This window comes from Streptomyces sp. KR55 (assembly GCF_052245645.1).
Taxonomy (GTDB): Bacteria; Actinomycetota; Actinomycetes; order Streptomycetales; family Streptomycetaceae; genus Streptomyces; species Streptomyces flavusporus.
Map to the genome: position 1 here is coordinate 1 of NZ_JBQQCE010000352.1, position 10597 is coordinate 10597.

Annotated in this window: 8 protein-coding genes and 4 pseudogenes; 4 read left to right on the forward strand and 8 right to left on the reverse strand. The window is 68.2% G+C overall.

Annotated elements, in window-relative coordinates; all coding sequences use genetic code 11:
- Nucleotides 1–90 (forward strand): annotated as a pseudogene (locus ACTWQJ_RS36940) (IS5/IS1182 family transposase); the annotation flags it as partial.
- A 36-nt stretch (nucleotides 91–126) separates the two neighbouring features.
- Here the strand turns inward: ACTWQJ_RS36940 and ACTWQJ_RS36945 are convergent.
- From ACTWQJ_RS36945 to ACTWQJ_RS36955, 3 genes and pseudogenes are all read right to left on the reverse strand, one after another.
- Nucleotides 127–1278 (reverse strand): low temperature requirement protein A, encoded by a 1152-nt coding sequence (locus ACTWQJ_RS36945; protein ID WP_443310823.1) that lies wholly within the window; start codon nucleotides 1276–1278, stop codon nucleotides 127–129.
- A gap of 181 nt (nucleotides 1279–1459) precedes the next feature.
- Nucleotides 1460–1705 (reverse strand): annotated as a pseudogene (locus ACTWQJ_RS36950) (DDE-type integrase/transposase/recombinase); the annotation flags it as partial.
- 121 nt (nucleotides 1706–1826) lie between these two features.
- The gene (locus tag ACTWQJ_RS36955) at nucleotides 1827–2675 is read right to left on the reverse strand and encodes an alpha/beta fold hydrolase (RefSeq protein WP_443310824.1); all 849 of its coding nucleotides are present in this window, start codon (nucleotides 2673–2675) and stop codon (nucleotides 1827–1829) included.
- Nucleotides 2676–3931: 1256 nt separating this feature from the next.
- Here ACTWQJ_RS36955 and ACTWQJ_RS36960 point away from each other — a divergent pair.
- Together ACTWQJ_RS36960 and ACTWQJ_RS36965 are read left to right on the forward strand one after the other, a co-directional pair.
- On the forward strand, nucleotides 3932–4681 hold the full coding sequence (locus tag ACTWQJ_RS36960) for a hypothetical protein (RefSeq protein WP_443310825.1): 750 nt from the start codon (nucleotides 3932–3934) through the stop codon (nucleotides 4679–4681).
- A 62-nt stretch (nucleotides 4682–4743) separates the two neighbouring features.
- On the forward strand, nucleotides 4744–5004 hold the full coding sequence (locus ACTWQJ_RS36965) for a hypothetical protein (RefSeq protein ID WP_443310826.1): 261 nt from the start codon (nucleotides 4744–4746) through the stop codon (nucleotides 5002–5004).
- 896 nt (nucleotides 5005–5900) lie between these two features.
- Here the strand turns inward: ACTWQJ_RS36965 and ACTWQJ_RS36970 are convergent.
- Both ACTWQJ_RS36970 and ACTWQJ_RS36975 read right to left on the reverse strand, forming a co-directional pair.
- Nucleotides 5901–6473, reverse strand: coding sequence for a hypothetical protein (locus ACTWQJ_RS36970; RefSeq protein WP_443310827.1), 573 nt, complete (start codon nucleotides 6471–6473; stop codon nucleotides 5901–5903).
- A complete protein-coding gene (locus tag ACTWQJ_RS36975; protein WP_443310828.1) occupies nucleotides 6473–7654 on the reverse strand; it encodes a hypothetical protein in 1182 nt (393 codons plus the stop codon). The genes ACTWQJ_RS36970 and ACTWQJ_RS36975 overlap by 1 nt, the downstream gene beginning before the upstream one ends.
- 287 nt (nucleotides 7655–7941) lie before the next feature.
- On the opposite strand from ACTWQJ_RS36975, the pseudogene ACTWQJ_RS36980 reads away from it, so the two are divergent.
- Nucleotides 7942–8355, forward strand: a pseudogene (locus ACTWQJ_RS36980) (transposase); the annotation flags it as partial.
- Here ACTWQJ_RS36980 and ACTWQJ_RS36985 read toward each other — a convergent pair.
- The 3 genes and pseudogenes from ACTWQJ_RS36985 to ACTWQJ_RS36995 all read right to left on the reverse strand — a co-directional run bounded on the left by ACTWQJ_RS36985 (nucleotide 8339) and on the right by ACTWQJ_RS36995 (nucleotide 10452).
- Entirely contained in the window at nucleotides 8339–8881 is a 543-nt protein-coding gene (locus ACTWQJ_RS36985; protein ID WP_443310829.1) for a GNAT family N-acetyltransferase, read from the reverse strand. The pseudogene ACTWQJ_RS36980 and the gene ACTWQJ_RS36985 sit on opposite strands and share 17 nt — an antisense overlap.
- Nucleotides 8882–9158: 277 nt before the next feature.
- Nucleotides 9159–9368, reverse strand: a pseudogene (locus ACTWQJ_RS36990) (integrase core domain-containing protein); the annotation flags it as partial.
- Between the two features lie 16 nt (nucleotides 9369–9384).
- A complete protein-coding gene (locus ACTWQJ_RS36995; RefSeq protein WP_443310830.1) occupies nucleotides 9385–10452 on the reverse strand; it encodes an IS110 family transposase in 1068 nt (355 codons plus the stop codon).
- Nucleotides 10453–10597 lie beyond the last annotated feature (145 nt).

Below are 10597 nucleotides of genomic sequence, written 5' to 3' on the forward strand. Positions count from 1 at the left end.
TCCGAAGCCATGATCCACCTCGCCTCGATCGACAACCTCGCCAAGCGCATAACGGACGAGACCACACCCACCTGGCGAGGCACCTACTAGGGCATACGGGGCGATCTACCTAAACCAAATGCCCTCTCAGACTTTGGAGAGGGCCGCCCAACGGCGGGAGTGCAAGACTTCTTCCACGGCGACCCCTGCGGCCATCGTCAGCCCGGCCACCAGCACCGCCCAACTGCCGCAGAAGGTGCTGGCCAGCACCAGCAACGTGCTGATCGGCAGCACCGCATGCTCAGCACGTCCGCTTTTCGCATGCCGGGAGTGGATCAGATATGTCGCCAGCAGGAACAGTGCGGTCGGCACGGTCACGGCGGCCGCCGCGACCGTCTGGGAGATGTGCGCCTTGTGCACGGCAAGCTCGACGGACACCTCCAGGCCTGCGCCGATGGCCGCGGCCGAGCCGAAGATGAAGTAGTGGCCTTGGCCCCACAGAATCGCCCGTGCACTGGTATTGAGGTGTTCGTGCACGGGGAGGGAGAAATACGTCCAGTACGCGGAGAAGACGATGAGGAGACCGCCGAAGGTGATGGGCAACAGCTCGCCGATCGCTGAGAACTCGTCGAGCGCGGTCTGCACGGCCACCGTCGCAGCCAGGATGGACTCGCCGAGCACGATGATGGTGAAGAGTCCGTAGCGTTCGGCGATATGCCGTGGGTGCCAGTTGGTCCGCTGTCTTCGCTCGGCGAAGGAGGGCACAGACAGGTCCGCGGCGGCCATCAGTATGTATCCCCACCGCCAGACTCCGGCCGGCAGGAACAACGCCACGAAGACCCAGCCGATCTGGGTGACGACGAGTCCCACCGCGTAGCGCAGCGCCGTGGTCCGTACCGCCCCGGTCGAGTTGCGCGCAGCGCGCAGCCACTGAAAGGTGAGAGCGATCCGCATGATGATGTAGCCAACGACTGTCACGGAGTAGTCGCTGTGGTCGAAGGCCCGCGGCACGCCGGCTGCCAGCACCAGGACGCCGAAGATCTGGACGAAGGTCGCGATGCGATAGGGAACGTCGTCGGTGTCGTAGGCCGAGGCGAACCAGGTGAAGTTCGCCCAGGCCCACCAGATGGCGAAGAAGACGAAACAATATCCGACGATCCCGTGAACGGGATGGTTCTCGGCAATCGCATGCGCCAGCCGGACGCCGGCTTGGGCCACCGCCACCACGAAGCAGAGGTCGAACAGCAACTCCAAAGGGGTCGCGGCCCGGTGCGGCTCGTCGGGGTCACGGGGGCGCATCCGGACCAGGGGCCGGAAGCACCTGGCAGGCGGGGCAGTATGGTGGTCGCTCATCGGTGAATCGCAATCAATGGCGGTCTGTGTACTTATGTCGGCGCCGGCGCCGCACCATGCCATGGGCCGGCGCTGTCACGTTGTTGGGTGTGCAAGTGTCTGAGGTTCGAGGTGCGGTCATGTGACAGCGGTGCTCGACCGAGGACATGAACTCGCGGTGGCCCCACCGTAGGAGCGAAGCTTGTCGGTGAGTCCGCGGCACCGTCCCGGTCTTCTTGATCGGCCTGCGGAGGAAACGCCTGGCCGCGGCCTTGTCCCGACGGTCCTGCATGAGGATGTCCAGCACCGTCCCGTCCTGGTCAGCAGCGCGCCACAGGTACGACAGCCCGCCATTGATCTTGACAACCTCGTCCAGGTGCCACGTGCCGACCGGCCAGAGCTTTGCGGGGCACTGTCCACGGACGACCCCGCGCAGCGTGACCAACCAGAAGGTCATCCCACCCGGTCAGTCACCGTGACAGTGCCCACCCGGCCTCACATCGCGGTGCGAGCCGTCAGCGAACCGTCCGCGCCGCGTCCTCGATAAAGTCAGCGACCACATCCGGCTTAGAGACCGTCACGGCGTGAGAGGCGTCCACCTCCTTCACGTGGGCATCGGCTCGCTCGGCCATGAACATCTGGGCCTTCGGGGGGATGTTGAGGTCCTCGTCGGCCACGAGGACCCAGGCCGGGATGCTCTTCCACGCCGGTGCACCGGACTTCTCGTCCAGGGCGGCCAGCGTCACCGGACGCTGGGTGACCGCCATGCCCTCGGTGACCTTTCGCGAGACATCGTGGGCGAACTGCTCGTGGAACTTCTGCTCCTGGATGTAGACGTCCAGGCCCTGTGTGCCGTCGGGGTTGTTGATCGGGACAGTGCGCACCGCCTGGGGGAGCGTGCTGCCCTCGAACTTGGCCGCCAGCTCATTGGCGCTCTCGCCCTTGTCCGGGACGAACCCCGCGAGGTAGACGAGCGCCTTGACCTTGGGGTTGCCGGTGGCGGCATTGGTGATGACCGCACCGCCGTAGGAGTGGCCCGCAAGGATGACCGGACCGTCGATGCTGTCCAGGAGGTTCTTCACGTACGTGGCGTCGCTGCTCAGCCCGCGCAGCGGGTTGGCCGCGGCGACCACGGGGTAACCGTCGTCCTTCAGCTCCTCGATGACGCCGTTCCAGCTGGTGGAGTCGGCGAAGGCGCCGTGCACGAGAACCACGGTCGGCTTGCGATAGCGGGACGCGGACGCCTCCTCGTCGGCCTGCGACGTGCCGATCGTGGTGGCGAGGAGAGCGGCCGCGACGCCAGCGCTCGCTACGAGGGTGATTGCGGTACGGCGGCCGCGGCGGTGACGGGACGGAGTCTTCATCGGGGTCTTCATCATGGAACCTTTCCAGAGCTGTTCGGCTCTGCTCATATCTCTGGTAGTGCGGGATCCGAGCCGGCTCAATCGACCGGCCGGTTCTGCGGGAATGGTCTGTAGCGCAGTCAGTCAGCGCCGTGGGTGCCGCCGGCGAAGTGGCGCAGGGCGGGGACCCGGTCAGGCAGTGGTGCGAGCGGCCTCGTCGATCAGGCGCGCGACGTCACCGGGCCGCGACACTCCAACGGCGTGCGAGGCGGTGGCCTCGAAGACCGTGGCCTTGGCGCGCTCGGCCATCCAGGTCTGCGTCTGCGGCGGGATCCACGCCGCTGAAGCTGGAAGAGTCTGCGAACGCGCCGTGCACCAGAACCACGGTCGGCTTCTGCTCGGTCATGGGTACCTTCACTCATAGCGGGTGAACTCTTCGTACGCGGGACTGCTTTGCCGAGGTCGTCATTGCGCCTCAGCTATCGGTCTACGTGCGTTGAGTGCGTGAGTGCGACGTCGGCCTACGTCGTGTCACGCTCTGAGCGGGCCTTGGGTGGCCCTGTGGGAAAGGACGGTGGAGACAAGCCCCCGTAGGTCGGGGGTCAGTCAGGTGCCCAGTGCCTCGCGCAGACCTGGACGGCCCGAGTGGTGGCGGGGACAACTGGGTGCCGCTTACAAGGTTCAGCATCACGAAGTCGTGCGGATTTGGCGGTACCGAACCCTGGTGGCCGGAACGCAGAGCTGGGTGAGCTTGCGGGCGTGCGCCGCTCTGATCGCGCAGTGTCCCGTTCCCGCCGTCGACGACCAGGGCTGGAGGCACGCCTGGAGCCGCGGGACCCCTTTACATGGAGCCGGTAAAGCAGTGACGGCTCAAGCGTCGCGCGAGTAAGAGCCTGAGTGGCAGACTTGTGCCCGTCGCCTGGAGCGCACAGCCCTCCAGGCGCCCCATCCGCCGGCATCGACCCCGCCCACCGCCTCCGGAAGCATCCAGCATCCCGGCAACGACCTGCCATCCGTGCTTCATGTTCGCTCCCTCAGAAGTTCGGGACACCCTGTCCCTCAGTAGGACAAGACTGCAGCCGGATGTGTGACAGCTGTCGAAGAAGGCCGCACCGGCCCAGCTCCCCGGCGCTGACACGCAACGGGTGCTGACCCCGCGCGGCTCCACGGCGGTACACAGCCTGATGACTGCCCCACACCCGCCCTACGGGCGAGGGAGCCGGACGAGAACGGGCAGCGGTACATCGAACACCCCCGGCTCCCCCAGCGCGCCCCACGTGAGTTCCCATGCGGCCCGCTGGTACAAGATCCGGCTTGAGCAGCCGGAGGAGCACCGTCACCCGGAGAAGGAGCGCATCGACGGGACCGACTTCTACGACGAGCAGCAGTTCCGCGCCTTCTACACGTGGTTCCAGAAGGAGAAGAAGAGCAAGGCCCTCAAGGCCGACCCCGAGCTGTACCAGCTCGACCCCGAGACCATCGTCTCCATCAACACAGCCGCCCAGTTGCTGAAGTTCAGCGGGCCCTCCGTGATCCGCAAGTACCGGAAGGCGAATCCCGGCTACTTCCCGGAGCCCGTCGGCGAGATCGAGGGACCCACCGGCCGCATGATTCCCGACTTCCGCGTCGGCGACCTGCAGGACTTCGACCGCAAACGCACCGGGGACAAGCTCGGCAAGGCCGGCCGCCGCCTCGGGCCGCAGCCCGAGGCGCCCGTCGGCCGGCCCTCCGCCCTCGAGGAGGTCCTCGCGGCAGAGCTGAGCGCCCGCGCCGGCGGTGAACCGCTCACCGCCACGCAGCTCGCCGAGCAGTTCGCCGCCGAGGCGATCGACCGCGACGGCTACCACCCGGGGCTGGCCGCGGAGCTCAGCGTGCAGTACGGCGGGCCTCAGAGGTCCTGGGAGTACGCCGTACGCAACGCCCTCCAGCACCGCCCCGCGGCCGCGCCGCCCCACTCGGAAGCCGACTCGCCGCCTCCCTCGCCCGCGAGCCCGGAGGCAGCCCCGACGTCTGGTCGCGCGCGGTGAACGCGGCACGCAGGCTCACCGACCCCACCACCTGATCACCCCACGCCGAAGGACGAGCCCCGATGCCCAGCTACCAGCTCCGCGACACCACCACCCGCCAGCTCCTCGCCCGGGACCTGGCCGACTACGCCACGGCCGAGGCCGCCCTGGACCGCATCGACGACGAACTGGAACACGATCTCGCCGCCAACGGCGAAGGCGCCGGACGCATCCGGCTGCGCCTGGACGTCGAGAGGGTCACCGACGGTACCGCAGAGGCCGTCGGACACCACGTGCTCCTCCTTGGCGTCGACGACCACACCGACCCGCTGCCCGCGCTGTAACCGACGGAGCTTGCCCATGATCCGCGATACGCCGCCCGGGAAGCCGGTACCCCGCTCCCACACGCTGCACCGCGCCGCCTCACGGCTCAGGCGGGCGTCCTCCGCCCGCCGCCAGGACGACCGCCGCGCCCGGCGGACCGCCGACTCCGCCATGGAGGATCTCCTGGGCCGGTACCACGCGCACCCCTTGTCGTACGCGCAGATGAAGAGGACCGAGACGGTCACCGCGCGCATCCCGATCGCCGCGGACCCGATGCTCGGCTCCGTCCTGGTGCGCGAGCCCAACATGCCCTTTTCACTGTCGATCGGCGCGTTCCCGTGGGATGCCGAGCCGCCCAGGCGGAGCAAGAAGGTGGTGAACTGGTTGCACCGCCACTACGTCCCCGGGCCGCTCTCGACCGCCCCCATGGGAGGAACTGGCCCGGCACGTGCTCGAGGCCGACGACCACTACCCGACACTGGAAGACGCTGCAGGAACTCGCCGGCCACAGCGACGACTTCGATCCTCATCATGCCGCCGCATGGGGTGGTCACTTCTCGCAGGCTCGCGCCACAGCGGCGACGCTCGCAGCCTCCACCGGCGCCACCGCAACCTGAAACGGTCACCAGCCGACTCAGGAGCAGACGTGATCACATCTCCTCTCACTCCCGAACAGCGCACCGTCCACTGGACAGTGGCGGCCTACGAAACGCACGGCCGGTCCGTCTACCGCAGCACCGGTCTGCTGTCGGTCTCGTCCACTCGCTACTGGCACAAGTTCTGGGCCTCCCGCCGGGAGACGGCCCGGATGGAGCTCACCGAGCACGCCCTCGTCGAGGCCAGGACGCTCATCGGCTTCGAGGACCTGCCGGGCAAGGGTCAGCAGACGCTGCTGCCGGAGACCGGCGCCGCCGGGTCACCTGAGCTCGACGGCGTACGCGCTTCCGGGGAACTCCCATCCGTCGGTGCCTTCGCCGATGTCCGCCACGATGATGTCGTCGATGAAGTGGTCTTCGAACTCGTCGTCGGTGAGCTCGCCGGCCAGCCAGAGTTCCTCGATCGCGTCCCAGTAGCCCCTGCTGCCGTCGATGCGCAGCGGTGCCGCCCGGCGGTTGCCGCGCTCGCGTTCGTCGTCGCCCGTCTTGACGATGCCGCTGATCTCGAACTGTCCGTTCTTGAGGTGGTCGGGGATCGGGTCGGCGGGGACGATGGCGGCGTTCTCGTAGGCGGTGTGGATGAGGTCGCGGTAGCTGCGGCGGATGTTGTACTCGGGGTCGGACAGCCAGTTGATCAGGGTCTTGGTGGTCACGTTGAGGCCGGCGTCCTCCAGGGCCCGGTGACCGCGGTGGGTTGCGGTGAGCTGGCTGAGCTGGGCGTGCCAGTGCTTGGCGGTGTACGAGGACAGCCGGTGGCGGGGGGTGACCTGGGAGCGCAGGAGGTCGTTGAGGGCGGCACCCAGGGAGCCGCCGTGGCTTGTAGGGCCGGCCATCAGTCGTCACCCTCGGGGATGATCTCGCCGGGCTGGATGAACTTGGCCTTCACTTCACCGAAGCCGGTGCCGATCCGGTACGTGCCGGGAGGCGTCCAGAAGACGGCCGCGTCGACGTTGCGCAGGGCGAGGAGCGTGTGGCCGTCCTGGACGGCCCTGAAGGCCACCGACCAGTGACGGACGGATGCCTCGGCGACCATGCTCATGCGCCAGTCGGGCCGCCAGAACGGGGACCGCTGTTCCGCTCGCTTGGGCCACAGGAGGCGCAGCGCGATGGACAGGCGGGTCTTGTACGCCTTGTAGGGGTCACCGCCGACCTGGACGAGTTCGGTCCGTGCTTTCCGGGTGGCCTCGTAGAAGGGCTTGAAGAGCGACTCGTTGGCCTTCCCGGTCCAGGAGCCGTGGATGGTCGGCGCGGCGGCGAGGTGGCCTTCGCGGACGAGTTTCTCGAGCTGCTTGATGTGCGGGGTGGTGACCCACACGCGACCCTGCTCGTCGGGCCGCTCGATGATCCGCCCCAGGGGGTGCGGCATGTCGGTGCGGTTCCAGGCCGGGATGTCGATGAGGTAGATCCCGGCCTTCGTCTTGTCGAACGCTTGGAGCGGGCCGGTGTGCAGGAGCTTGTTCGGGGCGAGGGGAACGGCCGAACAGGCGGACGGGTAGCTGCCGTTACGGTCGATCAGGCACAGCACGCCCTCGCCGAAGGAGTCGGGCACGTCGAGCTGGTCGCGCCGGACGCGCTTCCCGTTCGCCTTGATGTGGGGAACGCGGGTGAGGGTGACGTCGGGGTGGACCCAGCGGGGCTCGCCGTCCATGTCCTCGCTGATCAGAGGCCACGGACCGCTGTCGCGTTCCTCGGTGCGGATGACCGGGATCGGGTGCATCTTCGAGCGGTCGACCGCGTCCTTGAGGATCCTCAGGGCGGGGAAGACCGCTCCCTCGGGCTCGTCCTCCTCATCCCCCGGCACCAGACCGTCCCCGTCATCTTCTTCGCCGACGTCAGGGACTTGCCCACGGTCAGCGGTGGGCCGGACACCGGCAACGGCGGGCCGCCCCGTGGTGCCGGCGGACGCGGCGGTGCCGTACGCCTGCAGCGCGGCGGCGATGCGGCGCCCTCCCTCGCTGAGGCAGCTGCGGCGCCGCCGCAGCTGCCTCAGCGAGGGAGGGCCCGAGTTCCGCAAGGGCTTCGGGGTCGCCGTTGGTCAGTGCGGTGCGCAGGGCCGCCAACACGTGGGTGACGGAGGCCGGCAGCCCCTGCTGGGCACCGCGGACGCGTAGGGAAGCGCTGCTTCGGCGAGCTCCTGCTCCACCGCACTGCCAGGCTCCGCGCGGATCCTTCGACACCCGCACGGCCGACAGGGGCGGCTCCGGCGTCGAGGAAGCGGGCGTGCAGCAGGTCGGGCCGCAGGTACGCCGAGCCGATCGCGCCGAAGTCGCGCTCCGCGACCGTCACCTGGACCGTGGAGGGGTCCTCATGTCCATCAGGATCACGGCCGGGCAGCGCGGGGATTCTCCGCAGTTCGAGGGCGTACTGGGCCGCATCCGGGTGCCCCGACTGGGGTGCGGCAGGCCCCGCGTGCGCCCGCGACGGGTGCAGGCGGACAAGGCGTACGCGTCCCGCAAGAACCGCGCCTACCTGCGGCGTCGCGGTATCCGCTGCACCATTCCGGACAAGGCCGACCAGGTCCGCAACCGCAAGAAGCGCGGGCCCAGCGGTGGCCGGCCACCGAAGTTCGACCCGGAGGACTACAAGGCCCGGCACGCGGTCGAGTGCGGCATCAATCGCCTCAAGAGACATCGAGCCGTGGCCACCAGGTACGACAAACTCGCGGTCCGCTACGAGGCTACCGTCCTCGTTGCCGCCATCAACGAGTGGTTGTGACGTACTGGTCCGACGACAACTCGAACACCCGTACTCGCCGACCGCAGGTGGGATTGACGGTCTCACGGACCGGATGCATCCCCAGTTTGGTCATGATCCGTTCGGAGGCGTCGTTGCCCACTTGAGTGATGCTGACGATCCGCTCCAGCCCTCGCTCTTCGAACCCGAACCGTACAGCGGCCGCAGCGGCCTCGGTGGCCAAGCCCTGCCCCCAGTGGGAACGTCCCAGCCGCCAGCCGACCTCAACCGCCGGCAGTACCTCCGGCAAGAAGTCGGGCACCGAAAGGCCGGTGAACCCGGCCAGCTCGCCAGTGGACCGGATCTCCACGGCGAACAGGCCGAAGCCCTGTGACTCCCACTCGCTCTCCCATGCCTGGATCCCGCCGCGAGTCTGCTGTTCGTCACGGACGCTGCCGTCACGGATCCACCGCATGACCTCGGGGTCGGCATTGACGGCAGCCATGGGCGCAACGTCTTCCTCGCGCCAGCGACGCAGGATCAAACGGGGAGTCTCAAGCGTGACCATCCAATCATTCTGGATCACAAATGGGCTCCCCGCCATCCTCACCAGGCACTTTCGATACACGCCCTAGTACCAATGCCGTTGCGTTAACTTGCGGGCGTAGTCTGCTGGGACCGTCTCGGGGGTGGTGTCGGTGGCCGAGGGTGTGCCGGAGTTATCGGGTCTTGGGCTGTTGACCTGGGTGTATCCGCCGGGTCTGGTGGACCGTGTGGTGGCCGCATGCGGCCGTGGAGAGCGGCGCAGACGGCTGAGGTTGATCCCCGGGAGTGGACACCGGGTTTCATGCGACGAGTGACAGCGTACGTGACGTGATCAGTTGCCGTTCGAACTCGACCGGTGTGAGGTAGCCGAGTGCGGAATGGCGGCGGCGCCGGTTGTAGTACGCCAGCCAGCGGAACAGCTCCAGCCGGGTGTGTGCCTTCGAGGTCCAGCGGCGCCCGTGCAGCAACTCGCGCTTCAGGCCCTGGAAGAACGATTCGGCGAGGGCGTTGATGCCCCTATAGATGTCAAGTAGCGGCCCCGGCAGTGTCGGCTGCGGGGCCCGGAGCGACGATGAGCCGGTAGATCTCCCGCGCAACGTAACGCTTGAGACAGCGGATGATCTCGCGGCGTGTCTTCCCCTCGGCAAGGCGTCGCCGCAGGTACTCCTGAGTGCGGCCATCCCAGCGCAGCCGACTGAGGACGATCCGGTAGAGGGCGGCGTTAGCCTGGCGATCACCACCACGGTTCAGCCTGCGACGCTGGGTCTTGCCAGATGACGCCTCGACCGGGCTGGTGCCGCACAGGGCGGCGAAGGACGCCTCGCTGTCGACGCGTTCGGGGTTGTCGCCGGCGCAGATGAGCAAGACTGCGGCGCTGTCCGGGCCGACGCCGTGGACTTCGAGCAGGCCGGGCGTACTCACCTTGACGGCCTCGGCTATCCGCTTGTTCAGGTCGTTGATCTCGTCGGTCAGGTGCTGGATGCGGCGGGCCAGCAGCCTCAACGTGACACGGGCAGCCGAAGCCGGCCCGGAGGCATCTGGAGTCTCCAGCTCGGCGCACCGCTTGAACAGGAGCGGGTTGGTCAGCCCTGCCAGAGATTCGCGCAGGGTGACGTCGGCGGAGACCAGGACGCTTTTGAGCTGGTTGATGGCCTGGGTACGGGACTTGATCGCGGAGCCCTTTGCCAGTTTGAACAGCCGCAGCATCTCCACCGGTCCGTCGCTCGTCTTCGCCGCCGCCGTAGCGCGTCCCGACAGCACGGCGCGGGCCGCAGCCTCGGCGTCGACGGCGTCGGTCTTGCCGTGACGTCGACGGGCCGCCTTGTCCGGCTGGTTGACCTCGGTCACCTCGATGCCTTCGACGCGCAGGTGGCGAGCCAGGGCGGCCCCGTAGGATCCGGTGCACTCGACTCCGGCCCGCCGCAGCACGCCGAACGAGCGGGCCCAGGCGACGAGTTGACGATAGCCATCCGCAGTCGCCGGGAAACTCCGGCGATCCAGAGTGGCGCCGAGCACGGTGACGACCGCTGCGGCGTGAACATCCTTGTGGGTGTCCACCCCGAGCAGGACTTCCTCGGCGGCGTCGGCCGTGATGTGACACGGGGCAGCGGACTGCGTGATGCTGGGCAAGGTCGCCTGTCTCCTGATCGCCTCGGGTGCTGGTGGCCGTCGCCGGGCCGGGGCGGTCAAGACTGTGACGGTGCCTGTCGCGAAGGCCCCTATCGGGACACGTCCCCTG